This is a genomic window from Pseudomonas sp. OVF7, assembly GCF_030644265.1.
GTDB lineage: Bacteria > Pseudomonadota > Gammaproteobacteria > Pseudomonadales > Pseudomonadaceae > Aquipseudomonas > Aquipseudomonas gorinensis.
In genome coordinates this window covers 4,965,647-4,984,020 of record NZ_CP128996.1, presented here as the reverse complement: position 1 = coordinate 4,984,020, position 18,374 = coordinate 4,965,647, and the positions used below count along the sequence as shown (strand labels likewise).

Below are 18,374 nucleotides of genomic sequence, written 5' to 3'. Positions count from 1 at the left end.
GCGCCGGGTTTTCTGCCGCCCCTCTGCACTTTTTCGAGTTTTCTGGATCTATCGTTGTGCCAGCGACACTCATACTGCGTGTGGCCAGAACAACTAGATCGGGTGCCGATGCCGCGTACTTTGCCTGTTTTTACCGCCTTTTGGACGCGCCGGCCGTTGCTGCTGGCGGTCGTGTTGATGGGGTGTGCCAGCGCTTGCACTCAGCAGCAGGGACGCGATATCGCCAAGCAATTCAGTAACGGCAAGCCCGATGAATTCTTCCAGACCAGCGTCGATCGTATGGCCACCCTGGGCATGCGCGACAACCTGCAAAGCTTGTATCTATTGATGAACAAACTTTATCTGCGTAACCCCAACCAGTGGCGTCAATCGGGGTACCCGGACGCGGTGAGCGCGGCGCGGGAAATTCGCAAGGCCATCGAGAATCGTCAACCATTGCCCGCCCTGGGGGATCGTCGTGACCTGGCGGCATTGAGCTATTCCTTGAGCCCTGAGTTTCGCGGCGACCGGGTGGGGGCGTTTATCTACGCGATTGGCAGCATGCTCGTCACCGCACACGGTGGGCGCACGCAGTTCTACATTTCCGACTCGATCAATCCGCAGTTCGTCAATAACGCTGCGCGCAACATCGAGAAGGCAACCTGGTTGCTCAGCCAACGCCAGGATGCCAATGGCGTGCTGCTGTTGTTTTCTAACGAGATCTCGGAGGAGGGCAGCAACCTCAGTTTTGCGGTGGAGTTCGGCAAGATCGTCGCGCGCCTCGACCTGCTGACCCAGATGCTCGATGAGCGCTACCGACGTATTGGCCTTAACTATGCGCAAAGCCTGTTATTGATGAATTTCCTGCCGGTGCAATGAAATCCCCCGACCTTGCGCTCTGCGCCAGATAGTGCGGTGCTTCCGTTTCCTCTGTAGGAAATGGCCTATCTTGCATCTCGCAACTTGAAACGCTTCCCGGTCGGCAATAGCCTCGGATTTTTCTTAAATATGAGGCCCTACCTTGGGTAAGCGAAAAACGGTTTGGCCCACTGATCGCGAGATTCGCCTGCGGTTTATGCTCTTTGCGGTGATCGACGCCGCGCGTGTCCATGGGGTTGCTGCCGAGCTGCTGTTGAACGCGCACACGGTGCTGCGAGATTCGCCGACGGAGATGCAATTGCGTGACGTGCTCAGCGACATCCTGGCCACCGATGAAATGCAGGGTTTCAGATTCCCGGCGGGGTCAGAGGCTGACGATTTTATGCGCGCACTGGAGCCGTCTGCCGATTAGTCACCGGGCTCAGCTTGGGTCGGCAATGTCTTGAGTCGCCTCGTCGCTGCCCGAGTTGCACGTCGGCGTCGAGGCAAGGGATGGGTGGAAATCCTGATCATCTTCACGCGGCGAGTCAGTATCACCCTGGAATTGCAGCACCGCCCGGTGTGACGCCTCGCCAGAATTTGTTCGCGCCAGTTAGATCGTTTATTTCCTTCAGGAATGGGGCTATTGCCCGATCGAATATCTATTGCGATATAGTTGATTTGATAGCAGCCACCTTGGAAGTTGCAGCGTTGTAATCGACGTTATCGCAACAAGGAGGGCTGCATTATCCGATTGAAACCCGCTCAAACGTCATTTTCCGCTGCTGGATCACCTTCTTGCGTCGTGACACCCGCGCTCTAGAATCGGCCCCAGAACTTACTCATTTCCTGTCGATTACGGAGTTTCGAACATGATGAATGCCATGCAGATGCCAATGAACACCTCCATGCCAATGATGCCGATGATGCCGATGATGGGCATGCCGATGATGATGGCGACCATGAAGTGCGAAATGGCCAGCGACGCCATGATGTGCACCATGAAGCCGGCAGCGGGCATGGATATGGCTCAGTTCAAGACCAACGCCGAAATGATGGCGATGATGATGAACTGTGGCATGCCCATGATGATGCAGTGTGCCAACCTGTCGATGATGTGCATGTCGGCCGACGCCATGGCCATGATGTCGAACATGAACATGCCGATGATGATGCCTATGGGCATGTCGATGCCGATGATGAAGTGCGTGATGGAATGCACGATGCAGGCTGACGGCATGCTCTGCAAAATGATGCCGATGCCAGGCATGAGCATGGACATGATGAACAACTGCTGCATGCTGATGAACAAGATGATGAACGACTGCGCCATGCCGATGATGATGAGCTGCAACGGCATGCCGATGATGTGCTGCACCTGCTGACAGGTTCTGCATGCTGAAAAACGCCCCGATTATCCGGGGCGTTTTTTTTGGCGCAAATTAATCCAACCGTTCCGGATAGGTGATCACCAGAAACGCCACCGCCTCGCTGTCCGATGGGTTGCGGTAGCGGTGGGGCTGGTCGGCATAGAACAGGATCGAGTCGCCAGTGGAAAGCAAATAGCGCTCGTCGTTGACGCTGACCTCCAGCACGCCCTGGGCCACCACCAGGTTTTCCTGGATGCCCGGGCCGTGGCCTGCGGAAATTTCTTCGCCCAAGGCGCGCAGGCGAATCTCATAGAATTCGGACTGGCGCGCCGTATCGTATGGAAATAACGCGCGGCTGACGAAGGCCCCGTCAGCACTCACCAGGCGCTTACTCCGTTGCGCCGGCAGTACCTCAACCCCTTCAAACGCGCGGTCTTCCAGAAACGCCGCCACCGATACCTTCAAGCCCTTGGCGATCTTGCACAGAACCTTGATCGACGGGACGCTGCGCCCGGATTCGATCTGCGCCAACATCGCCCGGCTGACGCCGCAGGCACGTGCCAGGCCGTCCAGCGACAAGTGGCGCTTGCTGCGCAGGCGTTGCAGGTTATGCGCCACGCAGAGGCTGATGACGTCATCGTCGTTGCTGGGCTTGGGCAGCGGTTCAGGTGCTTCGGGAATCACGTGCAGAAAACTCATCGGCCTTACGCCCGGCGAGTGTCGCTGGGCAGGGAAGCTTGGGCGGTGAACAGCATCAACCCGGCACGCGCTGCGTACATCGCCCACATCAACTCGGCCGCAGCTCGTGCCTGGCGGCGTTTGCGGTGGAGGGTGAAGTCGATGACGGTAGCGGATGTGTGCATGGGGGCGGTCTCGTGATGCGTGGGTGACTCAGTGGCTCCACAGTAATGCTTGCCGGTTATTTCTATAAATACTGAGTTTGCATTTGTTAATTCGATTTTGGACTTAAAAATAATCCCCGTCCGATGCTGTTGTGGGAAGGCTCTGGTCCGTTAATCAGGCGTGACCTGATGCACCGGTTTGCCTTCCCATCACTGTTCGCGTGCCAGGCCCTGGCTTCCACGCCCCCGAATTCAAAGGACTCCCCATGCTTTTGCGTCAACCTCCGCTGCTGTTTGCCGCCTTGACCCTCACTTCACTGGTGCAAGCCGAAGAACTGCAACTGGCTCCGGTCGAAGTCACCAGTAGCGAAGCCAGCGCGGGCGAAGTGGCCCAGACGCAGCTCAAGAGCGTGCCTGGCGGCACCAACTACATAGACATGAACAGCGTGCAGCAGGGGCGGGTGAGCACCAATGAAGACGTGTTCAAGTACCAGGCTGGGGTGTACGCCAAGGCGGCCAATAACGAAGGCGTGAAGCTGTCGATCCGTGGCTCGGGCCTGAATCGCAGCCCGGGTGCCCATGCCTCGGGGCTGTATGAAATGTTCGACGGCTTGCCGCTCACCGGGCCTGGCGGTACGCCCTATGAACTCAAGGACCCGCTGTGGCAAAGCCGTGTCGAAGTGCTGCGCGGCGCCAATGGGTTCGATCAAGGCGCATTGGCGCTGGGTGGTTCAGTCAACTATGTGACCCGCACCGGCTACGACGCGCCCAAGTTGCAAGTGCGCTATGAGGCGGGCAGTCGCGGTTATGGCCAGCGTGAGATCAGCTCGGGCCAGGTGCTGGGGGACGCCGACTACTACATCAGCCTCACCGGTTCAGAGTCCGACGGCTACCAGCACCAGAGCACCGGCAGCGGCAAAGGGGTCGCGGCCAATTTCGGCTATCGCTTCAACCCGGACCTGGAAACGCGCTTTTACTTCCGTTACCGCGAAACCACCAATGAGACGCCCGGCAAGCTTACGCGCGACCAGATCAACCACGATCCGCGTGCCGCCAACAGTCTTAACGCTGCCCGCAATTCGAAGCGCCTGCAACCCGGCTCCACCTGGATCGCCAACAAAACCACGCTGCAGTTGGACGATACCTCGCGGCTCGAAGTCGGCCTGGCCTACCACGACTACCCCATGGACCTGCGTGAAGGCACCAATCGCCTGAAAGTCGCCTACACCGATATCAGCAGCACCCTGAAATACATCCGCCAGGACACGCTGTTCGGGCATGCCAGCACCACCACCCTCGGCCTGCGCACCACCCAGGCGATGCCGAACAATGGTGCGTCGGAATACGTGCGAACGCCCGCTGGCAATACGGCCACCTTTGCCCCCGGCACCAAGACCCGCGACTACAGCTACCTGGGCTCCGACACCGTGCTGCACCTCGGCAACGAGCTGGAACTGGTCCCGGACCTGTGGCTGACCACTGGCCTTGCCGCGATCTACACTCGCCGCGAAACCCAAGTCACCTATCCCGAAGGCCAGGCACCGCTCAGTCAACATGACTGGGACTACGCGCCACGCATCGGCCTGCGTTATGACTTCAACCCGCAATTGCAGGTGTACGGCAACCTGAGCCGCTCGGTCGAGCCACCCCATGCCTGGTCGATGATCTGGGGGTCGAACAAATACTTCCCCGCAGGCAGTGGTGCGGCCACAGGTTTGCAACGCGAAGGCGTGAATCTGAAGAACCAGACCGCCACCACCCTGGAAATCGGCGGGCGCGGTGAAGCGGGGTTCGGCCAGTGGGACCTGGCGCTGTACCGTTCCGAAGTGCGCCACGAACTGCTCACCGTGGAAACCCAGGCGCAGACCTCGACCCGCAATGCCATCGTCGCAGAGTCCAATGCCAGCCCCACCGTGCACCAGGGCGTGGAACTGAGCCTGCTCAGCCCGTTGTGGGACGGTGGTCGCAACGGCGCGCTCGCCCTGCGCCAGGCGTATACCTTCAGCGATTTCCACTACCGCGACGATGAGCGCTTCGGCGACAACACGTTGCCGGGCATCCCCAAGCACTATTACCAGGCACAACTGCGCTACAGCCATCCGACCGGCTTCTACACCAGCCTCAACACCGAGCATTCCTCACGGGTGGCGGTGGACTACGCCAATTCCTACACCGCCGCCGCCTATACCTTGCTGGGTGCCACCGTTGGCTATGACGCGCCCAAGCAGGATTGGCAGGCCTGGGTCGACCTGCGCAACCTCACCAACCGGCGTTACGCTAACACCGTCACGCCCGGTTACGACGACAAGGGCCTGGACGTGGCCCGATCCACACCGGGCGACGGGCGTGGCATCTATACCGGGGTGTCATGGAACTGGCGCTAAGAGGGCAAACATGGGGGAGGCCCATGCCCCGGTTAGAAATGTAAACGATGTCCCCGGTTTGTAACCTCGCATAAGCCATTCCAGTCGACCGCATTCTTGTGGCGAGCGGGCTTGTTGTGGCGAGCTCGCTTGTTGTGGCAAGCGGCTTTGTTGTGGCGAGCGGGCTTGCCCCGCGTTGGGCTGCGCAGCAGCCCCAAAACCAGGCGATTCAATATGCCTGGATAAACGCGGTGGCCTTATTGGGGCTGCTGCGCAGCCCAACGCGGGGCAAGCCCGCTCGCCACAGAGGTCCCCGTCGCGCTTAGTGCAGCCACCCACATTGGGTTCGCGGTGCTTTTAGAGAGTGTGAGCCCCCTTGCCCCGATATCGTTTTACTGGCATTGTTTGCGCAATTGGTAATATTTCCCATTTGAGAAGTTTTTGCGCATGCATGACATTCCGGCCGCGCTGGGCGATTCAGTGCGTCAGCAAACCCTTACGGCAATGTACAGCGAGCACCACGGCTGGCTGCATGGCTGGCTGCGCAAAAAACTCGGTTGTTCCCAGCACGCTGCCGACCTGGCGCATGACGCGTTCATCCGCGTACTGATGCTGGCCGAGCCGCAAAACATCAAGGAACCCCGTGCGTTCCTTGCGACAACGGCGGGGCGCCTGTTGATCGATGGCGCGCGTCGCCGACGTATTGAAAAAGCCTACATGGAGGCCCTGGGAATCCAGTGCGAAGAGGCAGGCATGCCCGATCCGGCCGCGATCCACGTGGCGCTGCAAGCCCTGGAGCGCATCGCCGAGATGCTCGCCGGCTTGCCCGCCAAGGCGCGCGAAGCCTTCTTGTTGAGCCGCCTCGATGGGCTGACCTACAACGAGATCGCGACCCGCCTGGACGTATCCCCCAGCACCGTCAAAAACTACATCTCCACGGCGCTGGTGCATTGCTACCACAGCCTGCATGCGGCAGACCCATTGGCATGAGTTCCGAGCAGATCATCCAGCAGGCTGCGAACTGGCTGACGCGCCTGCACGACGAAGATGTCAGCGACACCGACCGCCAAGCCTTCAATGCCTGGTGCCAGGCCGACCCTCGCCACGCGGTGGCCATCGAACGCATGCGCAGCCTGTGGGGCAGCCTCGACACCTTGCCGGCGCAACCGGCGCGGATTGCCTTGAACCGCGCATTCGCCCCGCAACGCGCGCGCGGTGCCCAGGTGGTGGGCTTGCTCGGCGTATTGCTGTGTGGCTGGCTGGGCCTTGAGCACTTGCCGGTATGGATGGCCGACCAACGCACCGGTGTCGGTGAGCGCCGTCAAATCGCCCTGGAAGACGGCAGCCAATTGCAGCTCAACAGCAACTCGGCGGTCGACGTGAAATTCGACGGCCACCAGCGTGTGATCGAATTGCTGCAGGGCGAGTTATGGGTGGACGTGGCCAAGGATGCGCAGCGGCCGTTCGTGGTGCGTACCGATCAAGGTACGGCGACCGCACTGGGTACGCGTTATATGGTCAAGCGCGCAGCGGACGGCACGACGGTAGTGACGGTGATCGAATCCACCGTGGCGGTCAAAGGCGAGGGCGCAGACAGCGTGAAAGTCGCTGCCGGCCAGCGTTCGATCCTCGACCACGGCCATGCCCAGGCCGCGCAAGCCATCGCCAACACCGACCCGGACGCCTGGACCCGCGGCCTGCTCAAGGTCAACGACCAACCGCTGGGCGAGGTGCTGCAAACCCTGGCCAGCTATCGTCATGGGGTGGTGCGCTTCGATGCCCAGGCCCTGCGGGATGTGCGAGTGTCTGGCGTATTCAAGCTGGACGACAGTGCAGCCGCGCTCTCAGCGCTGGCGGACAACCTGCCGATCCGGGTGGAGTACTTCACGGATTTGCTGGTGGTGGTCAAACCTCGCTAGCTCAGGCTTCGTTCTGCCGCAGGCGCTTGTACAAGGTGTTGCGGCTGACTCCCAGCTCCCGTGCCAGGTGGGAAATGTTCCCGCCTGCTGCCTTCAGGCGTTGCTTCAGGTCGAGGGTCTCATCCAGGTATTCAGTGGCCGGCAGCGGTGCCGTCAGGTTCAAATCCACAAAAAAATCGTCCGGCAGATGCTCCGCGCGGATCGGCTGTTCTTCGGCCATGGCCAGGGCCACCTGCAACACGCTGCTGACCTGGCGTAAATTGCCCGGCCAAGGGTGCTGCTCGAATAGCGCCAGCACCTCGGGACTGAGCCCGGCCCACTGGGTCGGCTCGCGATGCTGCTGCCATAGCTGTTGGAACAGCGCGCGCTTGTCGGTGCGCTCGCGCAGGGGCGGTAGTTCCAAGGTCAGGCCACCGATGCGGTAGTACAAATCCTCACGAAAACGCCCGGCCTGCACAAGCTCTCGCAGTGCGCGGTTGGTGGCGGAGATGATGCGCAAGTCCACCGGGAACAACTCGCTGCTGCCCACGGGTTGCACGCAACGTTCCTGCAATACCCGAAGTAGACGCGCCTGGGTCGGCAGGGGCATGTCACCGATTTCATCGAGAAACAGCGTGCCTTTGTCGGCCTTGCGAATCAGGCCGATGCTGCCTTTCTGATTGGCGCCGGTGAACGCGCCTTTTTCATAGCCGAACAGTTCCGATTCCACCAGCTCTGCCGGAATGGCTGCACAATTCACCGCGATAAACGCCTGCCGGCTGCGCGAACTGGCCTGGTGCAGGGCTTTGACGAACACCTCCTTGCCCACCCCGGTTTCACCGTGGATCAGCAGCGGGATATCTTTTTCCAGCAGCCGCTCGGCCTGGCGTACGGCTTTTTCCACGCGGGCTTCACCGAAATGCAAGGTCTTGAGGCCCATCGCGACGGGCTTGGGCGGTATCGGTTCGCTGAACACGCGCGCCTGCACCGGCGTTTGCTTGGGCCGTTTCAACACGCATTGGAAGCGATTGCGTCCCGCCGCCTGCAACGAGAACGGCAACCCCTCCGGCTGATTGAGCAATTCCAGCAACGACACCTGGAACAAACTGTCGATCATCACCCGCGACAGGCTGATGCCCAGCAGGTTGTCGGCGCGGCGGTTGGCCGAGAGCACTTGGCCGCTTTCATCGAAGATCAGCAGGCCGGCCCACTGGCTGTCGAGGTTGCTCAGGCCAGTATTGAAGGTCAGCTGAAAATGCTCGCCGCGAAACAGGTTGAGGATCAGCCGGTTCTCCACGGTCTGGCTCATCATCTTGACCATGCCCAGGGTGTGCGAGGGCGGCAGGTAGCTGTCGCTGGACACATCCAGCACGGCGATGATTTCACGCTGGGCATCGAAGATCGGCGCCGCGGAGCCGGTCATGAAACGGTTGGCTTTCAAGAAGTGTTCATCGTGCTCGATATGCACCGCCTGGGCACAGGCCAGCGCCGTGCCGATGGCATTGGTACCGCTGGAGCGCTCCATCCAACTGGCGCCAGCGCTGAAACCGCGGGCCAGCTTGGGCTCGATAAAGCGCTGGGTGCCCCACGAAGTCAGGACCTGGCCCTGGTTATCGGCCAGCATGATCAGGCAGTTGGAGTTGCTGAGGATGTTCTCGTAGTAGGGCAGCACTTCCTGATGAGTGGTCTGTACCAGGGAATGCTGGCTTTCCAGCAACTGGCTGATGCCTTCGGCGGGGAGCTGGTCGAAGCTGGGGGGGCTCTGGTGGTCCAGGCCGTACGCACGGCAGCGGCGCCAGGATTCCTGGATTAAGGTGTCGTGAGCCAAGGGTTCGGCCATGGGGCGACCTTCTTTTTATTGTTTTGGGGTCTTGCACTATTTACCCGATGCAACGGGGACAAAATGGGGGACGGGGCAAGCTCTAAGGCTTTTTTGTAGGAGCGAGCTTGCTCGCGAAGAACTCACAGGCGCCGCGTTGATTCAGGAAACACGCGTGATCGTTGAGGTTTTTCGCGAGCAAGCTCGCTCCTACAGAAGGCCATGTACGCTTAACTGACTGGCAGCCCCCTCCCACATTTGACCTGTGTCGATCGTTCCATCGGGTTCAAAGAGTGTTGTTCATAACTGTTCATTGTCAACCCCAGGATTGTTCAATTGTTCAGCCCGATCTGTTCATTTTTGTTCGTTCCTGAACATCACGTTCAGCCCACTGCCTTGTGAATCAAGCACCTGCCGTCTTGGCATGAAACTCGCTCTGAGGACTGGCCAGATTCATTCCAATAATAAAAAGGGCGTGTCATGTCATTGACCCTGGAACATGTCTCCCGCGTTGTCGAAGGCCAGACCTGGATCGACGACGCCAACCTGCGATTCGAAGCCGGTTCCTTCAACGTCCTGCTGGGCCGCACGCTGTCCGGCAAGACCAGCCTGATGCGCCTGATGGCCGGCCTGGACAAGCCCGACAGCGGCCGCATCCTGATGAACGGCGTGGATGTCACCCACAAACCGGTGCGTCTGCGTAACGTGTCGATGGTGTATCAGCAGTTCATCAACTACCCGACCATGACCGTATTCGAAAACATCGCCTCGCCGTTGCGCCAGGCCGGTGTGTCCGACGAGCTGATCCAGAGCAAGGTGCTCGAAACCGCCAGGATGCTGCGCATCGAGAAATTCCTCCAGCGTCACCCCTTGGAACTGTCTGGCGGCCAGCAGCAACGCACGGCCATGGCCCGCGCCCTGGTCAAAGACGCCGAACTGATCCTGTTCGATGAACCGTTGGTGAACCTGGACTACAAACTGCGTGAAGAGCTGCGTCAGGAAATGCGCGAGCTGTTCAAGGCGCGGCATACCATTGCCATCTACGCCACCACCGAGCCCAACGAGGCGTTGGCCCTGGGCGGCACCACCACGATCCTTCATGAAGGCCGAGTGATCCAGAGCGGCAGGGCCGCCGAGGTCTATCACCAGCCGCAAACCGTGCTGGCCGCCGAGCTGTTTTCCGAACCACCGATCAACCTGATGCCGGGGCGTATCAGCGGTAACGAGGTGAGCTTCGCCAATTTCGTGCACTTTCCGTTGAATGTCGACCTGCGCCCCATCGGCGAAGGCGAGTTCCGCTTTGGTGTGCGCCCCAGCCATATCAGCCTGGTACCGAGCAACGACGATGACCTGGAGTTGGCGGTGACCGTGGAGGTCGCCGAGATCAGCGGTTCGGAAACGTTCCTGCATGTGCGCAGTGAACACTTCCTATTGGTCCTGCACCTGCCGGGCGTGCATGAGTACGACGTCGACGCGCCGATCCGCGTGTATATCCCCACCCATAAACTGTTTGTGTTCGATGGCCAGGGCCGTTTGGTCCAGGCCCCCGGGCGCCGTGTCGCGAGGGTTGCCTGATGGCCGAGATCCATTTGCAGAACCTGGCGCACAGCTACAGCCCTACGCCGGCCGGTCCTGAGGACTACGCCATTCGGGCAATGAACCACGTGTGGGAGCAGGGTGGTGCCTACGCCTTGCTCGGGCCGTCGGGCTGCGGCAAATCGACCCTGCTCAATATCATCTCCGGGTTGCTCAGCCCCTCGGAAGGCCAGGTGTTGTTCGACCAACAGGTGGTCAACGAGCTGACGCCGGAGAAACGCAACATCGCCCAGGTGTTCCAGTTCCCGGTGGTCTACGACACCATGACGGTGTTCGACAACCTGGCTTTCCCCCTGCGAAACCAGGGTATGGCCGAGGCGAAAATTCACAGCAAGGTGCAGGAAATTGCCGAAGTCCTCGACCTGCAAAACCTGCTGAGCAAAAAGGCGCGCAACCTCACTGCCGACGAAAAGCAGAAAGTCTCCATGGGCCGTGGCCTGGTGCGCGATGACGTATCGGCGATCCTCTTCGATGAACCGCTGACCGTGATCGACCCGCACCTCAAATGGAAACTGCGGCGCAAGCTCAAGCAGATCCACGAGCAGTTCAATATCACCATGGTCTACGTCACCCACGACCAGCTGGAGGCGTCGACCTTTGCCGACAAGATCGCGGTGATGTACGGCGGCCAGATCGTGCAGTTCGGCACGCCACGGGACCTGTTCGAACGGCCGAGCCACACCTTTGTGGGCTATTTCATCGGCAGCCCAGGGATGAATCTGATCGAAGTGCAGGCCGAAGCCGGCGGGGTGCGTTTTGCCGGTACGTATCTGCCGTTGTCGGAGGCCTTGCAGCAGCGCATTTCCGAAACGGACTACACGAAGCTGCAGGTCGGCATCCGCCCGGAATTTGTCCATGTGTGGGATGAGCACAACCCTGACGCCCTGCAGGCCGACGTCACCCATGTGGAAGACCTCGGCACCTACAAGATCGTGACCCTCAACCTCGACGGCGCCACCCTGAAAGTGCGCCTGGCCGAAGACAAACCGGTGCCGGAGGGCAGGGCGTCCATCAGCTTTCCCGCGCAGTGGCTGATGGTGTATGCCGACGACTACCTGCTGGAGGTGCTGCCATGAACAAGGTGCAGAACAACAAGGCCTGGTGGCTGGTGTTGCCGGTGTTCCTGCTGGTGGCGTTCAGCGCGGTGATCCCAATGATGACCGTGGTCAACTATTCGGTGCAGGACATCTTCGACCAGTCCAGCCGCTACTTTGTCGGCGCCGACTGGTATAAACAGGTGCTGCTCGATCCGCGCCTGCATGACTCGCTGTTGCGCCAGTTCATCTACTCGGCCTGCGTGCTGCTGATCGAAATCCCCCTGGGCATCGCCATCGCCCTGACCATGCCGACCAAGGGCCGCTGGTCGTCGTTGGTGCTGATTATCCTGGCCATTCCCTTGCTGATCCCATGGAACGTGGTCGGCACCATTTGGCAGATTTTCGGCCGCGCCGATATTGGTTTGCTCGGCTACAGCCTCAATGCCCTGGGCATCAGCTACAACTACGCGGCCAATACCCTGGACGCCTGGGTCACGGTGCTGGTGATGGACGTATGGCACTGGACGTCGCTGGTCGCGCTGCTGTGCTATTCGGGGCTGCGGGCCATCCCTGATGTGTACTACCAGGCGGCGCGGATCGATCGCGCATCCGCCTGGGCGGTTTTCCGACATATCCAATTGCCGAAGATGAAAAGCGTGCTGCTGATCGCGGTGATGCTGCGCTTTATGGACAGTTTCATGATCTACACCGAGCCCTTTGTCCTCACGGGGGGCGGGCCGGGTAACGCCACTACCTTCCTCAGCCAGACGCTGACCCAGATGGCCGTAGGCCAATTCGACCTGGGCCCGGCCGCGGCGTTTTCCCTGGTGTATTTCCTGATCATTCTGTTGGTGTCCTGGTTGTTCTACACCGCCATGACCCATTCCGACGCCAACCGCTGAGGTCGCCAGCATGAGCAAGCGCAAAGTCATCCCCCTGCTGATTTATATCCTGTTCCTGCTGGTGCCGATCTACTGGCTGTTGAACATGTCCTTCAAGAGCAACACCGAAATCCTCGGCGGGCTGACGCTGTTTCCGCAGGACTTCACCCTGGCCAACTACAAGGTGATCTTTACCGACCCGAGCTGGTACACCGGTTACCTCAACTCGCTGTACTACGTGAGCCTGAACACGGTGATTTCACTGAGCGTGGCGTTGCCGGCGGCCTATGCTTTCTCGCGTTACCGCTTCCTGGGTGACAAGCACCTGTTCTTCTGGCTGCTGACCAACCGCATGGCGCCACCCGCGGTGTTCTTGCTGCCATTTTTCCAGCTGTATTCGTCCATCGGCCTGTTCGATACGCACATCGCCGTGGCCTTGGCCCACTGCCTGTTCAACGTGCCGTTGGCGGTGTGGATCCTCGAAGGCTTCATGTCTGGCGTGCCCAAGGAAATCGACGAAACCGCTTACATCGATGGCTACAGTTTCCCCAAATTCTTCGTGAAGATTTTTATCCCGCTGATCGGCTCCGGCATCGGCGTCACGGCGTTTTTCTGCTTTATGTTTTCCTGGGTCGAACTGCTGCTGGCGCGCACCCTGACTTCGGTCAACGCCAAGCCCATTGCGGCGGTGATGACGCGCACGGTGTCGGCGTCGGGGATCGATTGGGGCGTGCTGGCGGCGGCGGGGGTGTTGACCATCCTGCCGGGCATGCTGGTGATCTGGTTTGTTCGCAACCACGTGGCCAAGGGCTTTGCCCTGGGCCGGGTCTGAGGAGTCGATGATGGAATGGATGGCCTGGACCACCCCTACGGCGCTGTTCTTTGGCGGCATTGCCCTGATCCTGGCGGGCATGACCACCTGGGAACTGCGTTCGCCGAGTATCCCTCGGCGCGGTTTGTTGCCGATCAGCACCACCCGTGGTGATCGCTTGTTTATCGGTCTTCTCGCAAGCGCCTACCTGCACCTGCTGGTGATTGGCGTAACCGACTGGAGCATCTGGGTGGCGTCCGCGCTCTCCCTGGTATGGCTGTTGAGTGTGATGCGTTGGGGCTAGTGCCTCGACACCTTGTAGGAGCGAGCTTGCTCGCGAAAATCGCCAACGATAACGCGGGCATTCTGGATGTACGCGGTGTCGTCGGGTTTTTCGCGAGCAAGCTCGCTCCTACAGGGGGGCTGTGGCGTTTGTAGTCCTTTTTGAAATTAACCAGGAGGTCTCTATGTTGAATAAAAACAATAAGCTGCGACATAGCATTTCATTGGCCGCCGTACTGGCCCTCAGCGGTTTGAGCGCCACGGCCTGGGCCGATGCGTACGAAGACGCGGCGAAAAAATGGATCGGCAGCGAGTTCAAACCCTCGACCCTCACGGCCGACCAGCAGCTTGAGGAACTCAAGTGGTTCATCAAGGCTTCGGAACCGTTCCGTGGGATGAAGATCAACGTGGTGTCGGAAACCCTCACCACCCATGAGTACGAGTCCAAGGTGCTGGCCAAGGCCTTCAGTGAAATCACCGGGATCAAGCTGACCCACGACCTGCTGCAGGAAGGCGACGTGGTGGAAAAGCTGCAAACCCAGATGCAGTCCGACAAGAATATCTATGACGGCTGGGTCAACGACTCGGACTTGATCGGTACGCACTTTCGCTATGGCAAGACCGAATCGATCACCGACCTGATGGCCAACGAAGGCAAGGCCTTCACCTCGCCGACCCTGGATATCAAGGACTTTATCGGCATCTCCTTCACCACTGCGCCGGACGGCAAGATCTACCAGTTGCCCGACCAGCAATTCGCCAACCTCTATTGGTTCCGCGCCGACTGGTTCGAGCGTCCGGAACTCAAAGCCAAGTTCAAGGAGAAGTACGGTTATGACCTCGGCGTGCCGGTGAACTGGTCCGCCTATGAAGACATCGCAAAGTTCTTCAGCGAAGACGTCAAGGAAATCGACGGCAAGCGCATCTATGGCCATATGGACTATGGCAAGAAGGATCCGTCCCTGGGCTGGCGCTTCACCGATGCCTGGTTCTCCATGGCCGGCGGCGGCGACAAGGGCCTGCCCAACGGCTTGCCGGTGGATGAGTGGGGCATTCGCGTGGAGGACTGCCACCCGGTGGGCTCCAGCGTGACCCGTGGCGGCGATACCAACGGCCCGGCCGCCGTGTTTGCCACGCAGAAATACGTGGACTGGATGAAAGCCTACGCCCCCCCGGAAGCGGCGGGCATGACCTTCTCCGAGTCCGGCCCGGTGCCGTCCCAGGGCAATATCGCCCAGCAGATCTTCTGGTACACCGCGTTTACCGCCGACATGACCAAGCCGGGCCTGCCGGTAGTGAACGCCGACGGCACGCCGAAATGGCGCATGGCGCCATCGCCGGTCGGGCCGTATTGGGAAAAGGGCATGAAGAAGGGCTATCAGGACGTGGGCTCCTGGACCTTCCTCAAGTCGACGCCTGAGAAGCAGAAACTTGCGGCCTGGCTCTATGCTCAGTTCGTGACCTCGAAAACCGTGTCGCTGAAGAAAACCATCGTCGGCCTGACGCCGATTCGGGAATCCGACATCAACTCCCAGGCCATGACCGACCTGGCGCCGAAACTCGGTGGCCTGGTGGAGTTCTACCGCAGCCCGGCCCGGGTGGAATGGACCCCGACCGGCACCAACGTGCCGGATTACCCACGCCTGGCGCAGCTGTGGTGGAGCAACATCGCCGCCGCCGCCAGCGGCGAGAAAACCCCGCAACAGGCGCTGGATAACCTGGCCAAGGAGCAAGACGCGATCATGACGCGCCTGGAACGCTCCAAAGTGCAGCCGGTGTGCGGGCCGAAAATGAACCCTGAGCGTGACGCGCAATACTGGTTCGACCAGCCGGGCGCGCCGAAACCAAAACTGGCCAACGAGAAGCCTAAAGGCGAGACCGTGGCCTACGGCGACCTGCTCAAGCAATGGGAGGCCGCGCGTAAATAATCATTCCGGAACACGCGGTAAAAACGGTGGAAGGGGGCTTGCCCTCGATGAGGGCGTGTCAGTCACCTATTGGTTAACTGACCCGGCGCCATCGGGGGCAAGTCGAATCGTCGCACCGCCCCTCCCACATTTGGATCTGCATATATCCGGTAAATTTCGGTCTGGTTTTGTTCTGGCTTTTGCGGCCCTGGAACCGACCGGTGTTGTGGCTGGTGTACTCGGTAAGAATGTGGGAGGGGGCTTGCCCCCGATGGCGGTGTGTCAGCCAACACACCTGCCAACAGCACCACCGCCTTCGAAGCCTCGCTAAAGCTCGACATCTCCCACAGGGGATTGGCGATATCCGTGAGATCTACAGCCGGGCTGCTCTCTACCTGCCACCAGCGATCAAATGTGGGAGGGGGCTTGCCCCCGATGAGGGAGTGTCAGTCACTTAGTTGTTAACTGACCTAGCGCCATCGGGGGCAAGCCCCCTCCCACAATTGGATCTCCACAGGTCAGATATCTCCACAGGTCACGTAGACCTCGGCCTGCTTTTGCTCCGTCTTTTGCTGCCTTGGAGCCGACCGGTGTTGTGGCTGGTGTACTCGGTAAGAATGTGGGAGGGGGCTTGCCCCCGATGGCGGAGTGTCAGCCAACACACCTGCCAACAGCACCACCGCCTTCGAAGCCTCGCTAAAGCTCGACATCTCCCACAGGGGATCGTCAGGCCTCGGGTGAAGCTGCTGGTTCCCCAACAAACCGCTTGGCCAGAAACCCATACAACAGATACCCCAGCGCCAACACCAGCATCGCGCCAAACACCGGCGCTTCCCCGCATGCGTAAATCGCATACAGCGAATACCCCACGGCTACTACGACCACCAGCGTGTTCCGCGCCTGTACCGTCGCACTGGCGCGCGCCTTGTGCATCATCACCAGCAAGCCGCTGAGGGCGGTCACGTAGGGCACCAGGTTGGTCACCACCGCCAGGTTCACCAGCTTGCTGAACTGCGCACTGGCGCTGGGCGAGATGGTCGACAAGGCGATCAGGCTTTGCAACGTCGCACAGGCCAGCAGCCCCAGCACCGGCGCATTGGCCTGGGTGACCCGGCTGAAAAAGCGTGGAAACAGGCGTTGGTCCGCCGACATCTTGGCCGTCTGCGCCAGGGTGAATTGCCAACCCAGCAGCGAACCGATGCAAGCCACCACCGCCAGCGCCATGATCAGCTTGCCCACCCAGGGGCTGAACATCTGCGCATAGACCAGCGCAAACGGCGCGGAGGAGGCCGCCAGCTCAGCGTTGGGGACGATGCCCTGGATCACCGACGTCGACAGCACATACACCACCGCGACCCCCAGCGTGCCCAGCAGGCACGCCAGCGGTACGGTGCGCTCGGGGTTCTCGACCGCGTCATAGCCTTGGGCGGCCGACTCCATGCCGAGGAAGGCCCACAGGGTCAGGGGAATACTCGCGCTGACGGCGTCCCACAGGTAGCGTCCGTGCGGGTTCCATGCCGCGGTGAACACCTCGGCCCGGAAATAGAACCAGCCGATCACGCACAGCCCCGCCACCGGAAGGATCACGCCCCACACCGTCACCACGCCGATGCGCCCGGTGATGCGTGGGCCGCCGAAGTTGGCCGCGGTGGTCAGCCAGATCAACGCCAGGCTGCCGATAAACAACGGCATCGGCCCACTGCCCAGCCAGGGGATAAACGCTGACAGATAACCCACCGCTGAAATCGCAATCGCCACATTGGCGATGATCAGCGAGAGAAAATACAGGAACGAACACATGAAGAACCCGGACTTGCCGTGGGCCTCTTCGGTGTAGGCCGACATGCCGCCGCTGCGCTTACAAAAAAGCCCGCATTGGGCAAAGCCGTAGGCAATTGCCATCGAACCGACCGCCGTGACACCCCACGACAGCAACGAAATGGCCCCCAATTGCGCCATGCTGGCCGGCAACATGATGATGCCCGAGCCCATCATATTGATCGCGACCAGGGCGGTCAGGCCCAGCAGGCTCATCTTTTTACTGGGTGTGGACATCGGTATTCCTTGGGGTTGAATAGCGAGCACTGTCGTTGTGGCGAGGGAGCCATGGCTTGGACACATTCGGCGCGTCCTTTGGCCTGCGTCAACCTCCGCGCCTGTCATACTGCAATGGACTCAGGTGGGGCGCCCCCTTGGGTCGGTGGTTCGGGGCCTCGGGATCAGGCCATCGCTTGTGGCTGGAGGCGCCATTCACCTTCCAGGTCCTTGACCAGGCCACTGGCCAGGAACAACGGGACCAAACGCCTGTGCAGTGGCGGTTCGACAAACTCCTTCACCGTCTCCACTGCCAGCGCCCCACTCAACGGCAGCTCGGCCTTGGTGTAGGACAACCAGGCTTTCTTGAGCATCAACAGCACATCACTGCCGGCCGTGGACGCAAAGCGACGGTGGGTCGGCTTGGCGTCGAAGGTGAACGTGTGTTGCTGTTCATAGCTGCTTTCATCGCCGCCACTGGCCGCACACCGTACGCAGGTGCACGGGCCATCGCCAAATGCGCTGCGCAGGTAGGCGTTGAAGTCCACCACGGGCTTGAGTGACAGGCGCTTATCCACCTCGAACAGGTCCCCGGTCATTTTTTCGTCAGTGTTCAACGTCCATTTCCTCGCAGGTATCAGGCGGCTTTTCAAAGCGCGGCACAATAGCAGCCGGGCGCCGATTTGGGGATGATTTG

General features: G+C 60.3%; 17 protein-coding genes. 12 read left to right on the top strand and 5 right to left on the bottom strand.

Going from position 1 to position 18,374, the window contains the following annotated elements; all coding sequences use genetic code 11:
- The first annotated feature begins 108 nt into the window (after positions 1–108).
- The 3 genes from QU606_RS22450 (at position 109) to QU606_RS22440 (ending at position 2,222) form a co-directional block, all read left to right on the top strand.
- A complete protein-coding gene (locus QU606_RS22450) occupies positions 109–858 on the top strand; it encodes a hypothetical protein (protein WP_069076487.1) in 750 nt (249 codons plus the stop codon).
- 142 nt (positions 859–1,000) lie between these two features.
- Positions 1,001–1,270: a hypothetical protein gene (locus QU606_RS22445; protein ID WP_069076486.1), complete on the top strand. Its 270-nt coding sequence runs from the start codon at positions 1,001–1,003 to the stop codon at positions 1,268–1,270.
- A gap of 439 nt (positions 1,271–1,709) precedes the next feature.
- On the top strand, positions 1,710–2,222 hold the full coding sequence (locus QU606_RS22440; protein ID WP_081329432.1) for a hypothetical protein: 513 nt from the start codon (positions 1,710–1,712) through the stop codon (positions 2,220–2,222).
- 57 nt (positions 2,223–2,279) lie between these two features.
- Here QU606_RS22440 and QU606_RS22435 read toward each other — a convergent pair whose 3' ends face one another.
- Positions 2,280–2,906, bottom strand: coding sequence for a helix-turn-helix domain-containing protein (locus QU606_RS22435; protein WP_069076485.1), 627 nt, complete (start codon positions 2,904–2,906; stop codon positions 2,280–2,282).
- Between the two features lie 5 nt (positions 2,907–2,911).
- The gene (locus QU606_RS22430) at positions 2,912–3,070 is read right to left on the bottom strand and encodes a hypothetical protein (protein WP_168233656.1); all 159 of its coding nucleotides are present in this window, start codon (positions 3,068–3,070) and stop codon (positions 2,912–2,914) included.
- A 245-nt stretch (positions 3,071–3,315) separates the two neighbouring features.
- Here QU606_RS22430 and QU606_RS22425 point away from each other — a divergent pair, with 245 nt between their 5' ends.
- From QU606_RS22425 to QU606_RS22415, 3 genes are all read left to right on the top strand, one after another.
- Positions 3,316–5,433 carry a TonB-dependent receptor domain-containing protein gene (locus QU606_RS22425; RefSeq protein WP_304997538.1) on the top strand — a complete coding sequence of 706 codons (2,118 nt, stop codon included), beginning with the start codon at positions 3,316–3,318 and terminating at the stop codon, positions 5,431–5,433.
- A gap of 426 nt (positions 5,434–5,859) precedes the next feature.
- A complete protein-coding gene (locus tag QU606_RS22420; protein WP_024076097.1) occupies positions 5,860–6,402 on the top strand; it encodes a sigma-70 family RNA polymerase sigma factor in 543 nt (180 codons plus the stop codon).
- Positions 6,399–7,331: a FecR family protein gene (locus QU606_RS22415; RefSeq protein WP_102625114.1), complete on the top strand. Its 933-nt coding sequence runs from the start codon at positions 6,399–6,401 to the stop codon at positions 7,329–7,331. Before QU606_RS22420 ends, QU606_RS22415 begins: the two co-directional genes overlap by 4 nt.
- A 1-nt stretch (position 7,332) precedes the next feature.
- Here QU606_RS22415 and QU606_RS22410 read toward each other — a convergent pair whose 3' ends face one another.
- Positions 7,333–9,150: a sigma-54-dependent Fis family transcriptional regulator gene (locus QU606_RS22410; RefSeq protein WP_024076095.1), complete on the bottom strand. Its 1,818-nt coding sequence runs from the start codon at positions 9,148–9,150 to the stop codon at positions 7,333–7,335.
- 459 nt (positions 9,151–9,609) lie between these two features.
- Here QU606_RS22410 and QU606_RS22405 point away from each other — a divergent pair, with 459 nt between their 5' ends.
- From QU606_RS22405 to QU606_RS22380, 6 genes are all read left to right on the top strand, one after another.
- Positions 9,610–10,704 carry an ABC transporter ATP-binding protein gene (locus QU606_RS22405; protein WP_024076094.1) on the top strand — a complete coding sequence of 365 codons (1,095 nt, stop codon included), beginning with the start codon at positions 9,610–9,612 and terminating at the stop codon, positions 10,702–10,704.
- Entirely contained in the window at positions 10,704–11,801 is a 1,098-nt protein-coding gene (locus QU606_RS22400) for an ABC transporter ATP-binding protein (RefSeq protein ID WP_024076093.1), read from the top strand. The genes QU606_RS22405 and QU606_RS22400 overlap by 1 nt, the downstream gene beginning before the upstream one ends.
- The gene (locus QU606_RS22395; protein ID WP_024076092.1) at positions 11,798–12,664 is read left to right on the top strand and encodes a carbohydrate ABC transporter permease; all 867 of its coding nucleotides are present in this window, start codon (positions 11,798–11,800) and stop codon (positions 12,662–12,664) included. Before QU606_RS22400 ends, QU606_RS22395 begins: the two co-directional genes overlap by 4 nt.
- A 10-nt stretch (positions 12,665–12,674) precedes the next feature.
- Positions 12,675–13,475, top strand: coding sequence for a carbohydrate ABC transporter permease (locus QU606_RS22390; protein ID WP_003174634.1), 801 nt, complete (start codon positions 12,675–12,677; stop codon positions 13,473–13,475).
- Between the two features lie 10 nt (positions 13,476–13,485).
- Entirely contained in the window at positions 13,486–13,758 is a 273-nt protein-coding gene (locus QU606_RS22385; RefSeq protein WP_102625116.1) for a DUF2160 domain-containing protein, read from the top strand.
- Between the two features lie 163 nt (positions 13,759–13,921).
- On the top strand, positions 13,922–15,664 hold the full coding sequence (locus QU606_RS22380) for an ABC transporter substrate-binding protein (RefSeq protein ID WP_024076091.1): 1,743 nt from the start codon (positions 13,922–13,924) through the stop codon (positions 15,662–15,664).
- 705 nt (positions 15,665–16,369) lie between these two features.
- Here QU606_RS22380 and potE read toward each other — a convergent pair.
- Complete coding sequence (gene potE, locus QU606_RS22375) at positions 16,370–17,698, bottom strand: putrescine-ornithine antiporter (RefSeq protein ID WP_304997537.1); 1,329 nt, start codon at positions 17,696–17,698, stop codon at positions 16,370–16,372.
- Between the two features lie 164 nt (positions 17,699–17,862).
- The gene (locus QU606_RS22370) at positions 17,863–18,294 is read right to left on the bottom strand and encodes a hypothetical protein (RefSeq protein ID WP_304997536.1); all 432 of its coding nucleotides are present in this window, start codon (positions 18,292–18,294) and stop codon (positions 17,863–17,865) included.
- Positions 18,295–18,374: the final 80 nt, after the last annotated feature.